Annotated in this window: 23 protein-coding genes; 7 read left to right on the plus strand and 16 right to left on the minus strand. The window is 61.8% G+C overall.

Annotation, left to right across the window (positions count from 1 at the left end; translation table 11 throughout):
- Positions 1–11: 11 nt before the first annotated feature.
- The 4 genes from AC6I97_RS18080 to AC6I97_RS18095 all read right to left on the minus strand — a co-directional run bounded on the left by AC6I97_RS18080 (position 12) and on the right by AC6I97_RS18095 (position 3,308).
- Positions 12–1,118: a BMP family lipoprotein gene (locus AC6I97_RS18080; protein WP_497945767.1), complete on the minus strand. Its 1,107-nt coding sequence runs from the start codon at positions 1,116–1,118 to the stop codon at positions 12–14.
- A gap of 248 nt (positions 1,119–1,366) precedes the next feature.
- The gene (locus AC6I97_RS18085) at positions 1,367–2,392 is read right to left on the minus strand and encodes an NADP-dependent oxidoreductase (protein WP_224091539.1); all 1,026 of its coding nucleotides are present in this window, start codon (positions 2,390–2,392) and stop codon (positions 1,367–1,369) included.
- Positions 2,389–2,820 (minus strand): organic hydroperoxide resistance protein, encoded by a 432-nt coding sequence (locus AC6I97_RS18090; RefSeq protein WP_216924886.1) that lies wholly within the window; start codon positions 2,818–2,820, stop codon positions 2,389–2,391. Before AC6I97_RS18090 ends, AC6I97_RS18085 begins: the two co-directional genes overlap by 4 nt.
- A 53-nt stretch (positions 2,821–2,873) precedes the next feature.
- Complete coding sequence (locus AC6I97_RS18095) at positions 2,874–3,308, minus strand: MarR family winged helix-turn-helix transcriptional regulator (RefSeq protein WP_497945768.1); 435 nt, start codon at positions 3,306–3,308, stop codon at positions 2,874–2,876.
- A 131-nt stretch (positions 3,309–3,439) separates the two neighbouring features.
- On the opposite strand from AC6I97_RS18095, the gene AC6I97_RS18100 reads away from it, so the two are divergent.
- A complete protein-coding gene (locus tag AC6I97_RS18100; RefSeq protein WP_497945770.1) occupies positions 3,440–4,609 on the plus strand; it encodes an IS30 family transposase in 1,170 nt (389 codons plus the stop codon).
- A gap of 50 nt (positions 4,610–4,659) precedes the next feature.
- Here AC6I97_RS18100 and AC6I97_RS18105 read toward each other — a convergent pair whose 3' ends face one another.
- Both AC6I97_RS18105 and AC6I97_RS18110 read right to left on the minus strand, forming a co-directional pair.
- Positions 4,660–5,865, minus strand: a complete 1,206-nt coding sequence (locus AC6I97_RS18105) for an amidohydrolase (RefSeq protein ID WP_497945772.1) — start codon at positions 5,863–5,865, stop codon at positions 4,660–4,662.
- Positions 5,866–5,973: 108 nt separating this feature from the next.
- Positions 5,974–7,107: a mannose-1-phosphate guanylyltransferase gene (locus AC6I97_RS18110; protein ID WP_224091533.1), complete on the minus strand. Its 1,134-nt coding sequence runs from the start codon at positions 7,105–7,107 to the stop codon at positions 5,974–5,976.
- A 264-nt stretch (positions 7,108–7,371) separates the two neighbouring features.
- On the opposite strand from AC6I97_RS18110, the gene sdhC reads away from it, so the two are divergent.
- From sdhC to AC6I97_RS18135, 5 genes are all read left to right on the plus strand, one after another.
- On the plus strand, positions 7,372–7,752 hold the full coding sequence (gene sdhC / locus AC6I97_RS18115; RefSeq protein WP_089594138.1) for a succinate dehydrogenase, cytochrome b556 subunit: 381 nt from the start codon (positions 7,372–7,374) through the stop codon (positions 7,750–7,752).
- A 3-nt stretch (positions 7,753–7,755) separates the two neighbouring features.
- Positions 7,756–8,232: a succinate dehydrogenase hydrophobic membrane anchor subunit gene (locus AC6I97_RS18120; protein WP_216924882.1), complete on the plus strand. Its 477-nt coding sequence runs from the start codon at positions 7,756–7,758 to the stop codon at positions 8,230–8,232.
- Positions 8,233–8,338: 106 nt separating this feature from the next.
- A complete protein-coding gene (sdhA, locus tag AC6I97_RS18125; RefSeq protein WP_224091532.1) occupies positions 8,339–10,138 on the plus strand; it encodes a succinate dehydrogenase flavoprotein subunit in 1,800 nt (599 codons plus the stop codon).
- Positions 10,138–10,920: a succinate dehydrogenase iron-sulfur subunit gene (locus AC6I97_RS18130; protein ID WP_497945774.1), complete on the plus strand. Its 783-nt coding sequence runs from the start codon at positions 10,138–10,140 to the stop codon at positions 10,918–10,920. Before sdhA ends, AC6I97_RS18130 begins: the two co-directional genes overlap by 1 nt.
- Before the next feature lie 127 nt (positions 10,921–11,047).
- The gene (locus tag AC6I97_RS18135; protein WP_497945775.1) at positions 11,048–11,824 is read left to right on the plus strand and encodes an alpha/beta hydrolase family protein; all 777 of its coding nucleotides are present in this window, start codon (positions 11,048–11,050) and stop codon (positions 11,822–11,824) included.
- 76 nt (positions 11,825–11,900) lie between these two features.
- Here AC6I97_RS18135 and AC6I97_RS18140 read toward each other — a convergent pair whose 3' ends face one another.
- The gene (locus AC6I97_RS18140; protein WP_497945777.1) at positions 11,901–13,202 is read right to left on the minus strand and encodes an ABC transporter substrate-binding protein; all 1,302 of its coding nucleotides are present in this window, start codon (positions 13,200–13,202) and stop codon (positions 11,901–11,903) included.
- A gap of 117 nt (positions 13,203–13,319) precedes the next feature.
- Here AC6I97_RS18140 and AC6I97_RS18145 point away from each other — a divergent pair, with 117 nt between their 5' ends.
- A complete protein-coding gene (locus AC6I97_RS18145; RefSeq protein ID WP_497945778.1) occupies positions 13,320–15,536 on the plus strand; it encodes a hypothetical protein in 2,217 nt (738 codons plus the stop codon).
- A gap of 94 nt (positions 15,537–15,630) precedes the next feature.
- On the opposite strand, the gene AC6I97_RS18150 is transcribed toward AC6I97_RS18145, so the two are convergent.
- From AC6I97_RS18150 to AC6I97_RS18190, 9 genes are all read right to left on the minus strand, one after another.
- Positions 15,631–15,783 carry a hypothetical protein gene (locus AC6I97_RS18150; protein ID WP_224091527.1) on the minus strand — a complete coding sequence of 51 codons (153 nt, stop codon included), beginning with the start codon at positions 15,781–15,783 and terminating at the stop codon, positions 15,631–15,633.
- A 25-nt stretch (positions 15,784–15,808) separates the two neighbouring features.
- A complete protein-coding gene (locus tag AC6I97_RS18155) occupies positions 15,809–16,894 on the minus strand; it encodes a YihY/virulence factor BrkB family protein (protein WP_497945780.1) in 1,086 nt (361 codons plus the stop codon).
- A complete protein-coding gene (locus AC6I97_RS18160; protein ID WP_224166790.1) occupies positions 16,821–17,498 on the minus strand; it encodes a 2'-5' RNA ligase family protein in 678 nt (225 codons plus the stop codon). Before AC6I97_RS18160 ends, AC6I97_RS18155 begins: the two co-directional genes overlap by 74 nt.
- Positions 17,499–17,502: 4 nt before the next feature.
- Positions 17,503–18,627 (minus strand): tryptophan--tRNA ligase, encoded by a 1,125-nt coding sequence (gene trpS / locus AC6I97_RS18165; protein WP_224166789.1) that lies wholly within the window; start codon positions 18,625–18,627, stop codon positions 17,503–17,505.
- A 21-nt stretch (positions 18,628–18,648) separates the two neighbouring features.
- Entirely contained in the window at positions 18,649–19,482 is an 834-nt protein-coding gene (locus AC6I97_RS18170; RefSeq protein WP_497945782.1) for an exodeoxyribonuclease III, read from the minus strand.
- 10 nt (positions 19,483–19,492) lie between these two features.
- Positions 19,493–20,059, minus strand: a complete 567-nt coding sequence (locus tag AC6I97_RS18175) for a hypothetical protein (RefSeq protein ID WP_224091521.1) — start codon at positions 20,057–20,059, stop codon at positions 19,493–19,495.
- Positions 20,060–20,124: 65 nt separating this feature from the next.
- The gene (locus AC6I97_RS18180) at positions 20,125–20,958 is read right to left on the minus strand and encodes an ABC transporter permease (RefSeq protein ID WP_497945784.1); all 834 of its coding nucleotides are present in this window, start codon (positions 20,956–20,958) and stop codon (positions 20,125–20,127) included.
- Positions 20,955–21,794, minus strand: a complete 840-nt coding sequence (locus AC6I97_RS18185) for an ABC transporter permease (protein WP_224167479.1) — start codon at positions 21,792–21,794, stop codon at positions 20,955–20,957. Before AC6I97_RS18185 ends, AC6I97_RS18180 begins: the two co-directional genes overlap by 4 nt.
- A gap of 40 nt (positions 21,795–21,834) precedes the next feature.
- Positions 21,835–22,764 (minus strand): ABC transporter ATP-binding protein, encoded by a 930-nt coding sequence (locus tag AC6I97_RS18190; protein WP_224093888.1) that lies wholly within the window; start codon positions 22,762–22,764, stop codon positions 21,835–21,837.
- Between the last annotated feature and the right edge of the window lie 80 nt (positions 22,765–22,844).

Genomic DNA, 22,844 nt, shown 5'->3' on the forward strand with positions numbered 1-22,844 from the left:
TCCGGGAGTTGTTACTTCTTGGGGCTTGACGCTGATTCAACAACCAGCTTGCCGGACACGATGTCCGCCTTCAGTTTGTCGAGCTCGGACTTGGTCTCGGCGGAAACTGCGGAATCGAGGTCGTGGAACGGTGCGATGGCCACACCCTCATTGGCCAAGGTGCCAACGTAGGCTTCGTTGCTGAACTTGCCGTCTTTGTCGTCCTTCACCACGGTTTCAACAGCCTGACCCATCTGCTTGACCACGGAGGTCAGCATAAGGTCCTTGTACTCAGGAGCAGTGAGGTAGCCGTCGGAGTCAACCCAGATGAGCTTGACGTCCTTGCCGGCGGCCTTGGCTTCCTTTAGGGCTGCACCTGCACCCTTGCCCACCGGGCCTGCTACGGGCATGATGATGTCCGCGCCCTGGTCCAGCAGGTTCTTGGTGATTTGCTTGCCGGTGTCCTGCTTCTCGAAGTCACCCGTGAACGAGCCATCCTGGCTGGCCTTGTCCCAGCCGACAACCTGTACAGACTTGCCCTTGGCCTTGTTGTAGGCCTGGACGCCGTCATAGAAACCGTCCATGAAAATGGTGACTGTAGGGAGCTTGATGCCGCCGAAGGTTCCCACCTTGCCGGTCTTGCTTGCTGAGGCTGCGGCGTAGCCTGCGAGGTAGGCAGCCTGGGCTGTGTCATAAACCACCGACTTCACGTTGGGGATGGGGGTCGGATACGAGAAGTCGATGATCGCGAAGTGCTTGTCGGGGTTCTTCTCCGCGGCAGCCTTGGTGGCGCCGTCCAGGAGGAAGCCCACCGTGACGGTCAGGTTGCACCCAGCGGAAACCATACCGTTGAGGTTGGCCTCGTAGTCGCTGTTGGCCTTGGACTCAGCCGACTTCATGGTGATGCCAAGGTCCTTTTCGGCCTTCTGCAAACCCTCGAATGAGGACTGGTTGAAGGACTGGTCATCGAATCCGCCGGAGTCGGACACAATGCAGCCGATGTAGTCACTCTTGGTGGCGGCGCCCGAACCGGCGTCGGGAGCTTGTCCGCAACCGCTGAGCAAGAGCGCTGCGGCTCCTGCGGTTGCAATTCCGGCCATTGAACCGCGCTTAAGGGTGGAACGCAGTGGGTTCTTCAATTTTCCTCCAGGAAGAAAGTGAGTCGCGCTACGACGGATGGTCAATGAGTGTCCGTTTCGAATACCCGAGGCAGAAATTCTGTTTTCACTGAAGTTCGCAGCACTGCGCCGAAGCGCCTTGATACCCCCAACACTAGTGGCGCAGACCACACGCAGGTAGCACAATCCGGTCCCCGAGGGCAGATTGTTGACCTTTTGTTACCAAGCAGTAGCCGGGTGTGCAAGTCACACCCGGCCCACCCAGCAGATCACAGCCGGACGAGCATCTTTCCGGTATTTGCGCCGTCCAGCAAATCAATGAATGCCTGTGGTGCGTTCTCCAGGCCGTCCACGATCGTCTCGTCGTAGCGAACTGTTCCGTCCGCCAGCCAACCGGCCATCTTCTCCGCGAATTCCGCCGCGTGCTGACGCTGGCCACCAACGAGGAATCCACGCAGTGTCAGCTGCTTGCCAATCGCCACGGCCAGGTTCCTTGGTGCAACCGGCGGCTCGGTGGAGTTGTATTGGGCAATGGCACCACACATGGCAACGCGCCCGCCCACGGTGAGCGTAGCCAGGGCGGCTTCAAGGTGTTCGCCACCAACATTGTCGAAGTACACATCGATGCCGCGCTCCCCCGCAGCTTCACGCAACTGCTCAAGAACGGGACCATCGTTGTAGTTGAAGGCGGCATCAAAACCGAGCTCCAGCAGCCTGGCGACCTTCCCGGCAGAACCGGCACTGCCGATCACCTTGCCGGCTCCCGACGCCTTCGCAATCTGGCCCACCATGGATCCCACAGCACCCGCTGCTCCCGACACGAAGACGACATCGCCTTCTTTGAACTCGGCAACTTTGAGCAGGCCCGCATACGCGGTCAGGCCCGTCATGCCCAAAGCACCAAGGAATGCCGATGTTGGAGCAAGGCCGCTTGGAACGGTGGTTGTCGCGGCCGCGTCCACCACCGCGTGCTCACGCCACCCCAGCTGATGCACGACGACGTCACCCACCTTGTGCGCGTCGGACCTGGACGCGATCACCTCACCTACCGCACCGCCGTCGAGCGCTGCATCCAGGCGGAAAGGTGCCGAGTAGGACTTGACGTCATTCATCCGCCCGCGCATATAGGGGTCCACGGACATGAACTGGTTCCGGACCAGGATCTGCCCGTCCTGAAGGTCCGGCAGCCCGGAGGCGGCCAGGCGGAAGTTCTCCGGCGATGGGCGGCCGACAGGACGCGAGGTGAGCTGGATTTCCCGGGTTTCCACTGGCAGGACAGTTGTCGCAGTGCTCATGCTGCAAACTCCACGAGCTTGAGGTCCACTGCCATGTTGCCGCGGGTGGCGTTGGAATACGGGCAGATCTGGTGGGCCTTGGCCATCAGTTCCTCGGCGGTGTCGCGATCCAAGGCGGGCAGCGCGATCTCCAGCTCGGCGGCCAAGCCGTAACCCTCGCGGTCGGTGAGTGCACCGAAGTGGACCTTGGCGGCAACGGCGGAATCGCTGAGGTCAACGCGTTCCTTGCGGCCCACCAAACGCAGGGCGGAGTGGAAGCATGCCGCGTAGCCGGCGGCGAACAATTGCTCGGGGTTGGTGCCCTGTCCGTTGCCTCCGAGCTCAACCGGGCTGGCGAGGGCGACGTCGAGCTTGCCGTCGTTGGTGCGGGCGTTGCCGTCGCGGCCTTCGCCGGAGGCCAAAGCCTCGGCAGTGTAGAGAGTCTTCACGAATATTCCTTTTCTCTTGGATATCAAAGGGCTTGTGGGTGGCTTTGGAAGTGTCAGAGTGACTTCTGCAGTGCCGCCGTGAGTTTGCCGAGCGTCGCATGCAGTTGCTCAATTTCGTCCGGGGACAGGCCCGCGGCATCAGCGAGGCGCTTGGGGACAGCCTGGGCGCGGGTGCTCAACTCCCTGCCGGCGTCGGTCAGGACGACATCCACCCGGCGTTCATCCTCAACGGATCGGTGGCGCTCAACGAGACCAAGGGCTTCAAGGCGCTTCAGGAGGGGCGATAACGTACCGGAGTCCAGCCCGAGTTCGGAGCCAAGTTCCCGCACGCTGCGCGGTTCCTGCTCCCACAGGACCAGCATCACCAGGTACTGCGGATAGGTCAGACCCAGCTCGTCCAGCACGGGGCGGTAGACCGCCGTCGCCGCTTTGGACGCTGAATACAACGCAAAGCAGACCTGGTGGCGGAGTCGGGGTGCATCACTCATGAAGAAAACGATAGTGCACAATTCAATTGTGCACAACTCATCTTCCCGTGCTGGTACCCAAGTAAGTCGCAGATAAGCGCGTTTTGAGAGCTTCGAATCATGCGGTGATCGCAACACCTGATTATTGAAGGGTGTCGATTGCCGTGGTGAAGTTCTCAAGTCGTTTGGTTGCTGAGGTTGTTCAGTCGTTTTGGCAGCAGGTAGCGGACGGTTCCCGTTTTGAAGAAGCGGGAGAGTCTGTCGGATGGTCGGTAACGACCGTTCGGCGTGAGCTGAGGTCCTCGGGAGGGGTCCGGCCCCGTAGGGGTCGGACCCTTTCGGGGCGTTCGCTGTCCTTTGATGAACGCGAGCAAATTGCCTTGCTCAGGGGCAAGGAATCCGTCCGTGAGATCGCCCGGCGGTTGGGCCGGTCGCCCTCGACGATATCTCGGGAACTGCGTCGGAACGCCGATGAGGTCTACTACTACCGGGCCACCACTGCCCATGCCCGGGCCCATGCCAGGGCGGCCCGGCCCAAGACCGCTAAGCTCAAAAGCAACGAAGCCTTGCGCAAGGAAGTCGAAAAGCGACTCGGTAAGAAAGACTCGCCGGTCCAGATCGCCGGCCGGCTCCGCAAGGACCACCCGAACAACCCGGAGATGTGGGTGTTACACGAGACCATCTACCAGTCCCTCTATCTTGAGTCCCGGGGCGGACTGAAGCGGGAACTGGTGAAGAACCTGCGCACCGGCCGGACCTTGCGCAAACCCCAACGCCGCCCGGACGAACGCCGCGGCAGAATCCAGGGAATGGTCATGATCGCCGACCGCCCCGCCGAGGTCGAAGACCGTGCGGTACCAGGCCACTGGGAGGGCGACCTCATCATAGGCAAGGACGGTAAAACCGCCATCGGCACCGTCGTGGAACGCACCACCGGGTTCGTGATGCTCGTCCACGTACCCGCAGATCAAAACCGTGCCGAGTCCGTCCGGGACGGGCTGATCAGCAAAATGAGCGCCCTTCCCGACGAGCTGAGGCTCTCGCTGACCTGGGACCAAGGGACCGAGATGAGCAGGCACAAGGAAGTAAAGATCGCAGCCGATATCGACATCTACTTCTGCGATCCCCACTCACCCTGGCAACGCGGCTCGAACGAGAACACCAACGGACTCCTGCGCCAATACTTCCCCAAAGGCACAGACCTCAGCATCTACAGCCAAACAGACCTCGATTACGTCGCCCACGAACTCAACGACAGACCCCGCCAACGCTTCGACTTCTGCACCCCAAATGAGATGATCAGAACCTTCCTGTTGCGATAACCGCTAGAAACCGCCAGCTCAAAACGCGCTTAACTGCGACTCAGTTGGGTTCAGTCCTGGAGGTCGCGGATGGTGCGGAGGGCGGCTGCGGTCAGGACGCGGATGGCGTAGCCAAGGGCGCGTTCATCCACGATGAAGTCGCCACGGTGAAGGTCATATTCCTCGCCCCCGGGCGTGTGGGTGCCGAGCCGCATCATGGCTCCCGGGAGGTCTGCCAGGAACCAGGCGAAGTCTTCGCCACCCATGGACTGGGGTGTCAGGACGACGGCGTTCTCGCCGAGTTCGGCTCGCGCCGCCGCTTCAATCAGGGCCGTCTCATGCTCGGAGTTGACCACTGGAGGAACGCCGCGGGTGTGCTCCAGGTGCACGTCCACGCCGTAAGGAGCGGCAACCTGCTTCACGACGTCGTCCAGCAGCTCCCCGGCACTGTGCCAGGCATCGCGGTCAAGGCAGCGCATGGTGCCCGCCATGTAGCCAGTGCCCGGGATCGCGTTGGGTGCCGAACCTGCCGAGATCTGGCCCCACACCACTGACACGCCGCTGCGGACATCCACGCGACGGGAGAGCACGGCTGGTACGTTGACCGCAATCTGCGCCAGGGCAAAGACGAGGTCTTCCGTCAGGTGCGGCCTGGACGTGTGGCCACCCCGGCCCGTGAGCTCGATCTTGATGGTGTCCGATGCCGAGGTGATGGCCCCGATCCGGGTGCCGATCTTGCCCACGTTGATCCTGGGATCGCAGTGCAACGCAAGGATCCGGGGAACGCCCTCCAGCACGCCCTGCTCGATACAGGACAAAGCACCGCCGGGCATCGTCTCCTCGGCTGGCTGGAAAATAATGCGGACAGTCCCGCCCAGCGGGGTGTTCTTGTGCATCCGCTGCAGCACCAAGGCGATGCCGAGCATGGTGGTGGTGTGGACGTCATGCCCGCAGGCGTGCGTGACGCCGTGGTTCTTGGAAGCGAACGGCAGGCCCGTTTCCTCGATGATGGGCAAGGCGTCGATGTCACCGCGCAGTGCAGTGGCAATAGGGCCTTCGCCCACGTCCACCGTAAGTCCGGTTCCTTCAAGGCGGCGCGGCTGCAATCCTGCAGCTTCGAGCCGCTCCGCGAGTTTGTCGGTGGTGCGGAATTCCTTGAAGGAAAGTTCAGGGTGCGCGTGCAGGTCCCGCCTGAAATCGATGAGTCCAGGCAGCAGCTCATCCACCCACGGACTTACAACGGGGGTCGGCTCGGTTTCAGTCGTGTAATTGCGCACGTCACAACTCTAGCCATCCGCGGCCTCCGAAGAACGAAAGCCACCTCTTGGTTACGCTGCGTTCAGGCGCAGGACAACCAAAGAGGTGGCTCACGGTATAAGGGATTGCTACAGGACGTCCGTATCGCCACTGGCTTTCAGGGCGTCGACAGTGCCCTTGACCAACTGGGCATGTTCCTTGGTAGTCACCAGGAGTGCGTCGGGCGTGTCCACGATGACCACGTCCTTGATGCCGATGAGGGCAATCACGCGCTTGGTATCGGACACCACTACGCCGCTCGCATTCTCGGCAAACACCCGGGCACCTTCGCCAAGAACGGTAACTTCATCGACGTCGCCCGCATTGTTCAGGCGGCCGATCGCGGCAAAGTCGCCAACGTCGTCCCAGCGGAAAGTACCAGGCACGACGGCGACATCGCCGGCTGCCGCTGCCGGCTCGGCAACCGCGTAGTCGATCGCAATCTTGGGCAGTGTGGGCCAGACACGCGCGGTAACTTCAGCGCGCTGTGGCGTATCCCAGGCTTCGGCAATTTCCTGGAGGCCCTTGAACAACTCCGGCTGGTTCGCTTCGAGGTGCTGGAGCATGAGCGCTACGGGAGCCACGAACATGCCTGCGTTCCAGACGTAGTCCCCTGCTTCTACATATTTCTTCGCGACTTCCTCGCTGGGCTTCTCAACAAACTCAGCCACGGCAAGCGCGTTCGGAGCGCCTTCCACGTTCAGTGCTTCACCGGAGCGGATGTAGCCGAAGCCGGTGGAGGGGTGCGTGGGCTTGATGCCGATCGTGACGATCTTGCCCGTGGCAGCGGTGTAAATTGCCTCGCGCACGGTCTCCTGGAAGAGGTCGTCAGGGCTGATCACCTGGTCCGCGGCGAACGAACCCATGATGGTCTCCGGGTCGCGGCGGTGGAGAATCGCGGCGGCCAATCCGATGGCAGCACCGGAGTCCTTGGGCTCGCTCTCGAGCACCAGCTCGTCATCGCCCACCTCGGGGAGCTGCCGGCATACAGCGGCACGGTGTGCCTCGCCGGTCACAACAAGCACCCGCTCACCGGCCAGCGGCTCAAGGCGGTCATAGGTGGCCCTCAACAACGTGCTGCCGGAGCCGGTCAGGTCGTGGAGGAACTTGGGCGCAGCGGCACGCGAGAGTGGCCACAGCCGGGTCCCCACACCGCCCGCCGGAATAACCGCGTGGAAGCGGTTCAATGGAGATTCCGGGAATGTCGCGTCTTCTGTACTCACCGCAACACTTTATCCGACGCGGCTGCGAAGCCCCGCAGGCCTCCACACATGTGGCCTTCGTCTCACGAAGTACGGGAAATCGCCGAAATATCGCCTAAATACGGGCAGGAAACATGGAATTAACAACCAGAGAAGCGCGTCCTAAATTGAATAAGCTGGTAGCGAAGCCTAGATTTAGGCGTGAGCTACGAGTGCTCTCGCAGCAGGCGTTCCCCCCGCATGGATCCCATGCCAGCGCCGCTGTGTTGCAGGAAGGTTTAATCAGTGCCGACAAAACCAGCTGGCACCTTGTACCGCGGCCGTGAAGGCATGTGGTCCTGGGTTGGACACCGTATTACCGGTGTAGTGATCTTTTTCTTCTTGTTGGTCCATGTGTTGGACACCTCATTGGTGCGCGTGTCCCCCGAGGCCTACACGGCCGTCATTGGTGCTTACAAGAACCCCCTCATGGCCCTGGGTGAAACGGGCCTGGTCGCCGCGATCATCTTCCACGCCTTCAACGGCCTTCGTGTGATCGCCATCGACTTCTGGAAGAAAGGCGCGAAGTACCAGCGCCAAATGCTGTGGATCGTGCTTGCGCTGTGGCTCGTTACGTTCGCCGGCTTCGCTATCCGCCACCTTTCCCTCGCGCTGGGAGGCCACTAAACCATGACGACGATCGAATCCCCCCGCAGCGGAAAAATCGGTTCGGGCAAGATTGCTCCGAAGTACAACCGCACCGGCTCCAGCCGTGGCAACTTCGAGATGATCGCCTGGCTCTTCATGCGCCTCTCCGGCATCGTCCTGGTGGTGCTGATCTTCGGCCACCTCTTCGTGAACCTGCTGGTGGGTGAGGGTATCCACGCCATCGACTTCGGTTTCGTTGCCGGTAAGTGGGCAGATCCCTTCTGGCAGTTCTGGGACCTCGCCATGCTCTGGCTTGCCATGCTGCACGGAACCAACGGCGTCCGCACCATCATCAACGACTACGCTGAAAAGGACTCCACGCGCTTCTGGCTCAAGGTAGTCCTCTATGCAGCCACGGCTGTCATCATCATTCTCGGCACCCTGGTGATCTTCACGTTCAACCCGTGCCCCGTCGTCGACGGCGTTCAGCTGCCTGGCGGCTTCTGCCCGGCCCCGTAGCGGCTTCCTGGCGCAGCCGGCCGGCCCCGCAGGGAACCGGTTGCGCCCGACTTAGCGGAACAGCCTCCGCCGACCATCTGAATTTTTGAAAGAGAGAGCATCTGGTATGCAGGTCCATAAGTACGACGTCGTCATTGTCGGTGCAGGTGGCGCCGGCATGCGCGCCGCGATCGAATCCGGTCAGCGCGCACGCACAGCGGTACTGACCAAGCTCTACCCCACCCGCTCGCACACCGGTGCAGCCCAGGGTGGCATGTGTGCAGCACTGGCCAACGTCGAAGAAGACAACTGGGAGTGGCACACCTTTGACACGATCAAGGGTGGCGACTACCTGGTTGACCAGGACGCAGCCGAGGTCATGGCGAAGGAAGCCATCGACGCCGTGCTGGACCTGGAGAAGATGGGTCTGCCGTTCAACCGCACACCCGAAGGCCGGATCGACCAGCGCCGCTTTGGTGGCCACACCCGCGACCACGGCAAGGCTCCTGTCCGCCGTGCTTGCTACGCTGCCGACCGCACGGGCCACATGATCCTGCAGACGCTGTACCAAAACTGCGTCAAGCACAACGTTGAGTTCTACAACGAGTACTACGTCCTTGACCTGCTGATCGTCGAAGAAGACGCAGTACGCGAAGACGGTACCCCGTACAAGCAGAAGCGTGTCGCCGGCGTAGTCTCCTACGATCTTGCTTCCGGTGAACTGCACGTTTTCCAGGCCAAGTCCGTAGTGTTCGCCTCCGGCGGTGCAGGCAAGGTCTTCAAGACGACCTCCAACGCCCACACCCTGACAGGCGACGGCATGGGCATCGCCTTCCGCCGTGGCATCCCCCTGGAAGACATGGAATTCTTCCAGTTCCACCCGACCGGCCTCGCAGGCCTGGGCATCCTCCTCACCGAGGGTGCACGTGGTGAAGGTGCCATCCTGCGTAACTCCGAGGGTGAACGCTTCATGGAGCGTTACGCCCCCACCATCAAGGACCTTGCACCCCGTGACATCGTGGCCCGCGCCATGGCGAATGAAGTGCGTGAAGGCCGTGGTTGTGGTCCGAACAAGGACTACGTCCTCCTGGACCTGACCCACCTTGAGCCTGCCCACATCGAGGCCAAGCTTCCGGACATCACCGAGTTCGCCCGCACCTACCTTGGTGTGGAACCGTTCACGGACCCGGTTCCGGTGTTCCCCACTGCGCACTACGCCATGGGTGGCATTCCCACGAACATCACTACCGAAGTCCTCCAGGACAACGACACGATCGTTCCGGGCCTCTACGCAGCCGGTGAAGTTGCTTGCGTATCCGTCCACGGCTCCAACCGTCTGGGCACCAACTCGCTCCTGGACATCAACGTCTTCGGCAAGCGCGCCGGCATCGCGGCCGCCGAGTACTCCAAGACGGCCGACTTCGTCGAGCTGCCCGAGGACCCGGAGGCCATGACGCGAGGCATCCTTGACGGCCTGCTTAACGGCAGCGGCACCGAGCGTGTTGCCCAGATCCGCAAGGAACTGCAGGACACCATGGACGCGAACATGCAGGTGTTCCGCACCAAGGAATCCCTGGAAAAGGTGCTCAGCGACATCGCCTCGTTCGAAGAGCGGTACAAGAACGTCACCGTCCAGGACAAGGGCAAGCGCTTCAACCTGGACCTGCTGGAAGCCGTGGAACTGGGCTTCCTCCTGGACATGGCCAAGGTCATGACCGTCGGTGCACTGCACCGTGAAGAGTCGCGCGGCGGCCACTACCGCGAGGACTTCCCGGACCGCGACGACGAAAAGTTCATGAAGCACTCCATGGCTTACCTGGACTCCTCCGTTACCGTCGACTCGTCGGCCGAATCCGTTGCGGGCATCCGTTTGGAGACCAAGCCCGTTGTCTTCACCCGTTACGAGCCGATGGAGCGTAAGTACTAATGACTACCGAAATGGCAGAGCCCGCTTCCAAGATCGAGCTTCCGGCGAGTGTCGCCGGCGACGGTGAAATCCCCACTTTCCACATCACCCTGCGCGTCCGCCGGTACGATCCCGAAATCTCGGAAGAAGCCCGCTGGGATGACTACAAGCTGACCATGTATGGCACGGACCGAGTTCTGGATGCCCTGCACAAAGTCAAGTGGGAGATCGACGGCAGCGTTTCCTTCCGCCGCTCCTGCGCACACGGTGTTTGTGGTTCGGATGCCATGCGCATCAACGGCCGTAACCGCCTCGCCTGCAAGACGCTGCTGAAGGACCTGGACACCACCAAGCCCATCACGGTCGAGCCGATCAAGGGCCTCCCCGTGGAGAAGGACCTGATCGTGGACATGGAACCCTTCTTCCAGTCGTTCCGCGAAGTCATGCCGTTCCTGATCAACAAGGGCCACGAGCCCACCAAGGAACGCCTGCAGTCCGTTGACGACCGTGAGCGCTTTGACGACACCACCAAGTGCATCCTCTGTGCTGCCTGCACCTCGTCCTGCCCGGTCTTCTGGACCGACGGCCAGTACTTTGGTCCGGCCGCAATCGTCAACGCACACCGCTTCATCTTCGATTCCCGTGATGACGCCGGCGACATGCGCCTGGAAATCCTGAACGACAAAGAAGGCGTGTGGCGTTGCCGCACCACCTTCAACTGCTCGGAAGCATGCCCCCGCGGCATTCAGGTGACCCAGGCAATCGCCGAGGTCAAGCAGGCCATCCTGGCCCGCAAGATCTAGTTCGCCGGTCCCCCTAGGAACCAAACGACGACGGCGCCGCCCACCCCTGTTGGTGAGTGGCGCCGTCGTCGTTAATCACTTCACCAGTCCGGCTCCGGCCCGATAGTGCAAAAGCAAGGAGACCAGCGTGTCACGCCCTGAGAAGATCACTTTCACTGGAAGTACGGGTGATGCCCTCGCTGGCATTGTAGACGTGCCTGAGGGCCCTGTCCGTGGCTGGGGTGTGTACTCGCACGGCCTGACCCTGGGCAAGGACAGCCCCGCTGCTTCCCGGATTTGCAAAGGGCTCGCGGAGCAGGGTGTGGGCATGCTCCGGTTCGACAACCTTGGCCTGGGCGGCTCTGCCGGAGAATGGTCCGCAGGCTCGTTCAGCGTCAAAGTGGCCGACACCATTCTCGCTGCCGACTTCATGCGGGAGCAGGGCAGGGGGATCTCCTTGCTGGTGGGCCACTCCTTCGGTGGCGCCGCGGTGCTGGCTGCTGCACGCGACATCCCCGGCCTCAACGCCGTTGTGACGGTGGGCGCACCTTACGAGCCAAAGCACGTCGAGCACATGTTCGACGCCGAAATAGATTCCATCCTGCGCGACGGCAGCGCCGTGGTTGACCTGGGCGGCAGGCCCATGGAAATCCGCCGGCACTTTGTGGAGGATGTGGAACGCGCTGACCTGCGCGACTGCATCCGCACGCTCCATAGGCCCTTGATGGTGATGCACTCCCCCACTGACAACACCGTGGGCATCGACAACGCCAGCGAAATCTTCCGGACGGCCCGGCATCCTCGCAGCTTCATTTCGCTGGAGGGCAGCGAGCACCTCCTGACGGGCAAGGGACAAGCCGCCCGGGTGGCACGGATCATCAGCGCTTGGGCTGATCCCTACTTGGAAGTCCGGGACGCCCACTGATTAAAGCAACGCGGGGTCACTTAGGGCCCATAATCCCCTTCCGGATGGGCCCTAAGTGACCCCGCGTTGGTGTTCCCTATTTGCCGATGGCCGCTTTGCTCTCACTAAGCCACTGCTCGGCGGCTTTGTCCGGCGTCAGCCGCTTGAAGAGGACTTCGGTGTTGATGCGCGCCGTGATCTCGGAGACTGCCGTGGAGCCCGTGGGACCGATGAAGGTGGGCGCGAAATCCATCTTGCCGATCTGGTCGATATAGGCGGCCTCTGCCTTGCCTTGCGGAGTCAGCAGATCCTGGATGGCCGTACGCATGCCGGAGTTGCTGGGTACGCCACGGTCGCTCTGGATGATTTTTGCTGCGGCCTCATTGTTCACGAGGAAATTGACCAGCTTGGCAGCGGCATCCGTGTGCTTGCTGCGGGCTGAGATGGTGTAAAACTGCGAAGACTGCAGCCAGATGCCGGGCGTGGGCGTCTCCCCAGGCAGTTTCAGCAACTTCAGCTCAGCGCCGGAGGCTTTGCTCAGTGCGGTCAGGGAGTTAGTCCAGGTGAGCATCATGCCGGCCTGCCCCATGCCCATAAGTGTCTGCTCAGTGCTGACGTTGAGCTTTTCTACCGTCTCCGAAGCGCTGGGGGCCGCGCCTGACTCGCTGAGCTTGAGCGAGAAATCGAAGTAGTCCTGCACGGTTTCCTTGTCCAGTCCCAACTGGCCGTCTTCTGTGTAAAGCGACTTGCCCCGCTGACGGGCGAAAGCGTCCAGCGAGTCATGCGTGAGGACTGTGGCTGTACCGTACGTTCCCTTGGGGCTGTTGGCCGTGATGTCCTCTGCGGTCTTTGCGAAGTCATCCCATGACCACGTGTTGTCATCCGGCAGGGAAACGCCTGCCGCTTGGAAAACAGCGGGGTTCACCACGATGGCCAAAGCGTTGGCACCGGTTGAGATGCCGTACTGCTTGCCCTTGACCTGGCCGTTTTCAAGGGCTCCCTGATCCATTTTGGAGAGGTCGAGTGAGCCCTCCACCTTGGACAGATCCAGCAGTGCGCCGCGGTTTGCATACTCGGCCGGGTAGGCACCTCCCATGGTGATGACATCGGGGGCGTCGTTGGCTGCCACCTGGGTTGCCAGCTTGTCGAAGTAGCCTCCAATGTCGCCATACTCCGGCTTGACCTTGATGTTGGGGTTGGCGGCCTCGAACTCCTTGATGGCCTTGTTGGTCAGTTCGGCGCGGGTGGCATTGCCCCACCACGAGAACCGTATTTCCACGGGCCCGTCCCCGGACTGGTTGGATGAGGGGCTGGAGCATGCCACGGTGAGCCCCAACAGGCTGACGGCAGCCAAAACTGCTACTGACTTTCGCATGCGACGGACAGATTTACGCGTCATTGGGTAACTTCCTTCAAGTCTGAGAAAACGGTTCCTGAAACGTATCAAGAGGGTTTATGCTCGTCAATAGTTATGAGCATTAACTATTTCGATCACGAAACTGGGAGGGCGTGCGGAGTGCACACAATAGCCGGAAAAATCGACCGGAAGGCTCTCGTTCAGCGGCACAACGTCCATCAGAGTCGTCTCGATCCCGGAAGCCCGCTCTCCGTGGGCAATGGCGAGTTCGGCTTCACCGTTGACGTCACCGGACTCCAGTCCCTGCCGGCGTCTTACCCTGTGGGCGCCCGCGATGACCTCCCGCCGGGCACGCTTCTGGGAACCCAGTCACAATGGGGTTGGCACTCCGTGCCGCCGCCGCAGCCGTACGACCTTGCCGACTCGATAGTCCTCTACGATTCCCCCCGCGGCCCAGTGCCCTACGTGGACATGGTGGGTGGCATCGTCAATGATCGCGAGACAGACACATCCACGGCTGAAACCTGGCTCCGGGCGAACCAGCACCGGCTGGACCTGGGGCGCATCGGCTTCCGGTGGCTGGAGAATGGCACGGCGCGCTCCATCCTTGAGGCTGAAATCACCGACACCGAACAAACACTCGATTTATGGTCGGGAGTAATCATCAGCCGCTTCACCTTGGCCGGACACCCCGTCAAGGTCACGACGGCGTGCCACCCGGACCACGACGAACTCGGCTTCCGCGTGGAGTCGCCAGCACTGGGCGCCGGTCTGCTTGTTGGCATCAGCTTTCCCTACGGTTCCGAGGCCTGGCACGACGCGGCTGACTGGAACAGTCCGGACGCCCACACCACCTCGGTAGACGGTCCCGTGATGTCCGAAGAGCATGATGGCTGTCCAACATGGACAGTCCACCGGGAACTGGATGAGGCCCGCTATCAGGTGGTGATCACCGGCGACAACCTGACAGTGGAACAGACCGGACAGCACCAACTCCGAGTAGCTCACGCCATGACCGGGCGTCCGGAAACCAACCAGATGCTGGACTTCACCGTCGCCTTCCTGTCCGCCGGAGATGGCGACTGCATCCCTCGAGGCAACAACAGGCCAACAGCCACGACGCCAGCGGTGAGCCCTGACGCCATTGGCCAGACCGGCGTCGGGCTTTCACTTGCCCTTAGCGTGACCGCAGCTTCGGAGGCCTATTGGCCCGGGTTCTGGTCCTCCGGCGGGGCGATCGAACTTGATGCGACCGACGATCCCAGAGCAAAGGAACTTGAGCGCCGGATTGTCCTTTCGCAGTATCTGACGGCGATCAATTGCTCAGGTTCGCTGCCTCCGCAGGAAACCGGACTCGTGTGCAACTCCTGGCGCGGCCGCTTCCACTTGGAAATGCACTGGTGGCATGCTGCGCACTTTGCCCACTGGAACCGGGTGGAGCTGCTCCTGCCATCGCTACGGTGGTACTCCACAGTGCTGGAGGTATCGCGTCAAACGGCAAACGCGCAAGGATTCGACGGCGTGCGCTGGCCCAAGCAGATCGGGCCGGACGGCCGTGAAAGCCCAAGTCCGATCGGAACATTCCTGATCTGGCAGCAGCCACACCCCATTTACTTGGCCGAGCTTGCGTACCGGGCAAATCCCAGCCGTGAGGTGTTGGAAGAATTCGCGGAGATTGTGTTCGAGTCAGCTGCCTTCATGGCCAGCTTCGCCCATCCAACGCAGCGTGGATTCGAGCTGGGGCCACCCTTGATTCCTGCACAGGAAAGCTACGGCTCCATCCGGGCCAGGGTCACCAATCCCACATTTGAGTTGGCTTACTGGCAGTGGGGGCTGCGGACCGCAGCTGCCTGGCGTGAGCGGCTGGGTCTGGAACCCGTGGAAGCGTGGACTGACGTTGCGGACGCTTTGGTAAAGCCACGCGTGGTGAATGGCGCTTACGCTGCGATCGACGTGGAGCCCTTCACCATCCGCACGGACCACCCTTCGATGCTGTGCGCGCTGGGCGTCCTGCCTCTGACGGACCTGATTGATCCGGACATCATGCGGGCAACCCTGTCGGATGTCCTGGCGGACTGGGATTGGGGCAGTACTTGGGGTTGGGACTATCCAGTAATGGCAATGACAGCCGCCCGTTTGGAGGACCCGGAGGCCGCCGTCGACGCCCTTCTGCTGGACGCCGGAAAAAACACCGTGCTGACAAACGGGCACAACCGTCAAACGGATTCGCTTCCGCTATATCTGCCTGGGAATGGTGGGCTGCTCGCCGCCGTCGCGTTGATGGCCGCTGGTTGGGACAACGGACCGGACCGCCACGCACCAGGTTTCCCGGCTGACTGGACCGTCAGGTGGGAAGGTCTGGTCCGGGCACCATAGCCGGATTGGAACCAACGCGGGGTCACTTACGGCCCATAATCCCCCTCCGGATGGGCCGTAAGTGACCCCGCGTTGCTATTCGCGGCGGGGTCCTCTATTCGCGGCGGGGTCCTACAGCCGCTCCAACCAAGGCGCCCAGGCCGAGGCCAACGAGGATTCCCACAAATGGAGAGTTGAAGACGAGCTGGCCAACCACCAGCCCTGCAGCGGTTCCCAGGAGGCAAGCGATCCACAACTGGTTGTTCATGAAACCTCCTGGAAGAAAGCAACTCTTACGTCTGGGGCGTTGTGCGGCGTGAACCGAGGAGCCTCTTGCGCGGGGTCTCCCCTGCCTGCAGGTCAGCTTCGCGGATGGCGGCCCACGAAGCCGAAACAAGGTACACCTGGCTTACCAGGTTGAACCAGATCAGAAGGCCGATGATGATGGCGAACGAGGCGAGGACAGGGTTCTGTCCTGCCCGGGCGAGGAGTTCGGTACTGAACAGCTGAAGCACGGTGGTCCCGATGCCAGCCAGCGCAACCCCTTCGATGAACGCCTGGCGCCCCAGCTTTAGGCCACCGGCGATATGGAACAACACTGCCGCCGTCGCGCAGTTCAGCAGGAGGGGGACGACGACCTTGACGACGGCCGCCACGGGAGCCGCCACTGCTTCGTCCAACCGGAGGAGGTCGAAGATCCAGGCAGCAGCCGTGCCAAAGATCAGGGATGCGCCGGCGCTGACCACGAGGATCATGCCAAGGAGCAGGAGGGTGCCGGCGTCGATCAGTTTCTGCAGGATGGGGCTGCGCTGGAGCGGATCAGCATCCATCACGCCACGCAGGCCTTCCCTGACACTGGCAATCCACCCAAGGGACGTGAAGATGGTTACCGCAGCCGCGATGACCGCAGTCCATCCAAGCCCTGAGGGATTGAGGAGCGTTTGCGGATCGACCAGTCCCTCGCCGCCGTTGACCTGGAGGAGTCCCGGAGCTGCAGAGGCAACGCTGCCAATGACGGCGTCTTCGAGGACCGGGTTGCCGCCGAGGACGATTCCGGCGACGGCGAAACCGGTGGTGAGCAGACCCGTGATGGAGAAGAACATGTTGAAGCCGATGCCCGCACTCAGAAGTGGCCCATGCTGCCGGGTGTAGTTCTGGAAGGAGCGCATGGCCCGGTTGGTGTTCAGCCTGGCAATCAGGAGGGCGAGAAGGGCTCCGGCCCTCTTCGGCAGGCCTTCTCCGGCACGTTTGGCATGGCCCCAGTCCTGCCGCTTGTGAAGAAGTTGAAGTTTTAGCTTTGCCAGCTCAGTTGGCAGCGGAGGACTTCCCGCCGGTGGATGTTGATTCCGCCTGCTGCGTTTCGTCAGTGTCGCCGCCAAAGTCGAGCTCTTCCCGTAGCTGCCAAATTCCATTGGTGTCGTGCTCGTAAAGTCCCATGCTAACCACTGGGAAGGTCGCCCGGTAATCTCTCAGGACCGTTTCGGCCTCGTCCAGATTTTCCTCGGCCACATCATGGGCCACGGTGACATGCGGGTGGTACGGGAAAGGAAGCAAACGCTCAAGCGGACCCGTCTGGAGCTTTTCGTGCAGTTGCACGCACTCTTCAAAGCCTTCTTCGACGTTGACGAAAACCACGGGCGAAACGGGCCGGAACGAACCGGTACCGGAGATGGTGATGGTGAACGGTTCCTGTGAGCGGGCGATCTCGCGCACGTGGTCCCGGGTGGCTGCCCAATCCTGGGTGGGCGTGGTGGTGATGAGGGTGATGTGGGCTGGGATGACTTCGGCCATGGGATCCCCAAAGGAAGCGCGCCAGGCCTGCAGTTCACGCGCGATCTCCGGCGGGAAGCCGAGGATCACCCCAACGCACATGGTGTCACCGGCACCGCAATCGGTGCCGGTGACAGCAGGCTGGCGCGATTCGTCCGGACCGACGCCTTGGGGGGTATCGGTCTTGACGTTAAGCTGGCCAGCTGCGCACATGAACTTAGCGGACTCCTTGCTCGCTGCGGTAGGCATCCCCGCGGTAGGGCAGGAAGCCTACCTTGGAGTAGACATCGGCGAGCGTCGCCGAGGCGATCTCACGCGCTTTGTCCGCACCGTGAGCCAGGAGACGGTCCAGTTCTGCGGGGTCCGCTAGAAGTTCGTTGGCCCGCTCACGGATGGGGGCAAGGCGTCCGGAGACGAGTTCGGCGAGGTCTACCTTGAGGTGGCCGTACATCTTGCCCTGGTAGTCGGCCACGATCTTCTCCACCGGGGTACCACTGATGGCCGAGTAGATGGTGAGCAGGTTGGAGACGCCCGGCTTGTTTTCGCGGTCGTAGCGGATCTCGGTCTCAGTGTCAGTGACAGCGGATTTGATGCGCTTGGCCACGGTCTTGGGATCATCCAACAGGTTGATGAGGCCTGCGGGTGATTCAGCGGACTTGGACATCTTGGCCGTGGGGTTCTGGAGATCGTAGATCTTTGCCGATTCCTTCTGGATGAAGGGCTCGGGCACCTGGAACGTCTCGCCGAAACGGCTGTTGAAGCGGTTGGCGAGGTCCCGGCTCAGCTCCACGTGCTGGCGCTGGTCTTCGCCGACAGGTACGCCGTGCGGCTGGTAGAGGAGGATGTCTGCAGCCTGCAGGATGGGATAGGTGAACAGGCCGACGCTGGCGTGGTCCGAGCCCTGCTTCTGTGCCTTGTCCTTGAACTGCGTCATGCGGCCGGCTTCACCCATACCGGTGATGCAGTTCAGTACCCACGCAAGCTGGGCATGCTCGGGGACCTGAGACTGCACGAACAGCGTGCACTTCTCCACGTCCACGCCGCCGGCGATGTACTGGGCAGCCGTAACCCTGGTGCGGCGGGCGAGCTCGGCAGGATCCTGCGGAACGGTGATGGCGTGCAAATCCGGAATGAAGAAGACGGCGTCGTACTCGTCCTGCATGCGAACCCAGTTGACCAAAGCGCCAAGGTAGTTGCCAAGGTGCAGGGAATCAGCAGAGGGCTGCATACCTGAAAGGACGCGCTGCTTGGCGCCAACGGCAAGCTTGGTGGAGGTCACGGTACTCCCGCTGGGCAGTGTGGCGGCTGGGGTGCCGGTTTCAGTCGTGATGGAGCTAGTCATTGAGCAATACTTTCGTGAAGCTTAAAGCCGGTAGTCCACTACCAGCGGTGCGTGGTCAGAGAAGCGGGTGTCCCACGAAGGCGCCCGATCCACGACAGCCGAGAACGCGGCTGCTGCAAGTCCGGGAGTAGCCAGGTGGTAGTCGATGCGCCAGCCTGTGTCAGTGTCAAAGGCCTTTCCGCGCTGGGACCACCAGGTGTAGGGGCCGGCAACATTTCCTGCCAGGCCCCTGTGGACATCCCTCCATCCGATTTCTTCACCCAGGAAGCGGTCGAAATAAGCGCGCTCCTCCGGCAGGAAACCGGCACGCTTGACGTTGCCCTTCCAGTTCTTGATGTCCAGTTCAGTGTGTCCAACGTTGAGGTCGCCAACTACCAGCGCGTGATCGCTGTGCTTGGCGAGCTCGGGGAGGCGGGTGGTCATGGCGTCCAGGAAGCGGTACTTGTCATCCTGCTTGGGCGTACCTGCCTCACCGGAGTGAACGTAAGCGCTGACCACGGCCAACGTGGAGGTTTCGCCGCCGGTGTTCCTGACGATGAAATCCGCTTCAACCCAGCGGCCGGCGGTGGCGAAGTAGTCATCGCCGATTCCGATCCGGGTGGCTGTGGGTTCCTCGCGGGAAGCAATGGCAACGCCTGCGCGACCCTTTGCCTCAGCCTCGGCGTGGAGGATGTACCAACCTTCGCCGAGCAGCGTGTTGACGATTGCGTCCGGAGCGCGGACTTCCTGCAAGCAGAGGATGTCTACTTCGCGTGGCTCCAGCCATTCCGCCATGCCGTTCTTGTAGGCAGCCCGAAGGCCATTGACGTTGACCGATGCGATGCGAAGGAAGTCCTTCTTCAATGCCGTACTCACCCGGTCTACTCTAGTCGATGATGGTGCCGGCCACGGGCTCGTCCGAGCCACCTGAGGACTTGATCATGTCCCGGGCATTGGTGGCCGTGATCGCGATGGTTTCCAGCGCGCGGTTGATGGTGTCCTGGTTTGCCGCTGCACCCTTGGCACGTTCCTCGTCCACAACGCGCACCTGCACCTGGACAATCTTGAAGGAGTGGTCCAGCTTTAGGTCCCGTACTTCATCGGCCTGGCTGCGTTCAGCGACAACGCGGGTGCCGCCGCTGTCAGCCGAGGACGACGACGGCGCGCGGCCGGTTGCCGAGTTGAAGGCGGCTTGCGCTTCGCTCAATTTTGCTCCGGCGCGCCGCGCGGCCCTTCGAATGCTGAACACCACGAAGGCGGCGAGCGCGAGCCAGCCGAAGGCGACCACCGCAACTACCCAACCCACAAAATCGTTCTGGTTGGCCGCGAAAATAACAGCCACCACGAAAGCGATGATGACTACGGTCATCCCCAGGCCGCCGATGCGGAAGCCCTTGAAAAGGCCTTTACCGGACGAGGACGTGGACGGGTGCGGGTCGCCGAGAGATTGCATGAGTCAATTGTCGCAAACCCCTGAAGGTGCCTGTGCCGCTTCCACGGATGGCGAACACAAAGCCATCACTTCAGGAACAGTTGACGCAGCCGTCCGGTGGTGAGCGTGATCCCCAAGGCAATCATCACCAGGTAGTAGCCAACGTGGATGGCAGTGGCAGGACTGAATGAGCCCACGCTGATCTGTCGCAGCAACTCGACCCCGTGCCATAGGGGCATGGCCTGGATAAACCACTGGATGACCTGCGGGTAGACGCTGAGCGGGTAGAACGTGGCACTGAACAGGAACATGGGCAGCAGGAAGAAGTTGATCCAGTCCATTTGCTGGAACGTCTTCATGAAGCTGGTAATACCCATGCCGAAGCTCGCAAAGCCGAAAGCGATCAGTACTGACGCAGGAATAACCAGGATGGCCCACCAGGTAGTAATCAGCCCCATGACTCCCATCACTGCCGTGAAACCCGTGGCGTAGAGGAGACCCCGCAACAGCGCCAGGAAGATCTCGCCCATGGCAACGTCCAGCGGGCCAAGGGATGTGTAGAGCATCCCCTGGTACAGCTTTGCGAAGTTCATCTTGAAGAAGACGTTCCAGGTGGAATCGTAAATGGCGCCGTTCATGGCGGAGACCGCCAGGAGTGCCGGCGCTATGTAGGCCGCGTAGCTGATGTCCGCGCCACCGGGTCCTTGGACTGTGCCCACGATCGAGCCCATCCCTACGCCCATTGCCAGCAGGAAGAGGACCGGCTCGAAGAACCCGGACAGCAACACCAGCCAGGTACTGGACTTCGCGGCCATGAGGCCACGGGCCACCACGGCCTTGGCATTTCGGGAGTAGAGCGGTCCGAACTTGCGTTCCCGGGCGATATCCGTGGCGCTGTGGCCGCCGGTCAGGATGCTCATGAGCCCATCCTCTTCACGAACTGGCGCCTGACCAGCAGCCAGCCGGCCGTGGCGGTCGCCAGGAGGTACACCACATGTGTAATGGTCAGCAAGGGGTTCTCGTCCATGCCATAAGTGAAGACCCGCCCCAGCTCGGTTCCGTGCCACACTGGCGATATCCAGCCGATCCAACGGACAGCCCACGGCAGCGTGTCCAGGGGGAAGAACGTCCCGGAGAACAAGAAGAGTGGCATGACGATGAATCGCTGCACTAACGCGAACTGCCCCTTGTCCTGGGTGATGCTGGCGGCATAGGCCATGAGGGGCAGGCCGAAGGACAATGCCGCCACGGTGGCAACCAGTGCGGACGCCCATCCCCAGGGACTCGGCGAGGCCCCGAACATGGCCACCACCGCTAAGTAGACCAGCGACTGCAGCAGGAACCTGAGCGTGCTTGCCATGATGTGGCCGCTCGCTATTTGCTGTGGTACCAGGGGCGAGGCGTGCGGCCCGTAGAATACGCGCCGCCATTTGAAGCCGTCCATGATGGGGTAGGAGAATTCTCCGGAAGCCGTCATGACTGCCGCCGACACCAGCAGCGCTGGTGCCACGAATTCCAGGTAGCTGACGCCCCCGAAGACGGATTCGCTGTTCGCATCAACCAGGCTTGCCAGCCCGACTCCCATGGCGAACAAGTAGGCCACGGGCTGCCCCACGCTGTAGAGCACCACGGACCAGCCGTAATTGCGCATGACCCGGAGCACTTGTTCCGCATAGAAGAAGGAACCCCAACGACGCGCCCTGGCCGCCGAGACGGCAGGCGGGTGTGCACGCAACGGCTGCTCCGCCGTCGTGATTGGTTTGGCAGTACCTTCACCGAAAGGTCCCAACGGATCCTTAATCAACGAGGCTCCTGCCCGTGAGCCGGAGGAACACGTCCTCCAGGGAGGAACGGCGCACCAGGGACGTCATCGGGCGCAGCCCCCGCGCCGAAACCTGCTCCAGTGCGGCCTCGCCGTCGTGCGCGTAGATGAGCACCCGGTCAGGAAGTGTCTCGAGCCGCTCGCCGATGCCCTGAAGTTCGACGCCGATACGCGAGTTCCGCTCGGATCCGAACCTCAATTCAAGTACTTCGCGGGAGGAGTGCTCGCGGATCAAGCTGGCCGGCGATCCCTCGGCCATGATCTTGCCCTTGTCCACCACGATCAGGCGGTCGCAGAGTTGCTCTGCCTCGTCCATGTAGTGGGTGGTCAGGATCAGTGTGACGCCGTTTTCCTTGAGCCGGAACAGGCGGTCCCAGAGGATGTGCCGGGCTTGCGGGTCAAGGCCCGTGGTGGGCTCGTCCAGGAGCAGGATGCGGGGTTCGTTGATGAGCGACCGCGCGATGGTGAGCCGCCGTTTCATGCCACCGGACAGCGCATCCACTTTGGAGTTGGCCTTGTCCGTGAGCTGCGCGAATTCCAGGAGCTCGTCCGCTTTGGGCCGCAGGTAGCTCAGCGGCAGGCCGAAGTAGCGGCCGTAGACGATCAGGTTCTCGCGAACCTTCAGCTCTTCGTCAAGGTTGTCCTGCTGCGGAACGACGCCCAGGTGTGCCCTGACTTCGGGACCATGGGATTCCGGGTCCAGGCCCATGATGTTCAGCGTTCCCGAAGTGCGCTGCGAGACGCCGCCGATCATTTTCATGGTGGTGGATTTGCCCGCACCGTTGGGGCCGAGCAGCCCAAAGGACTCTCCCGCCGGAACATCGAAGGAGATGTTGTCCACGGCTGTGAGCTCGCCATAGGTTTTGGTGAGGTTCCGCGCGCTGATGACGGTGGGTGGGTTCATGTCGAAGCTGGTTTGCCACGATTCGGAGTGTGTTGCAGAGCCGGTTGCTTCATTGTGCACCCTCAGCAGACTAGTAGCGC

This window comes from Arthrobacter sp. TmtSoilC48, from assembly GCF_059739425.1.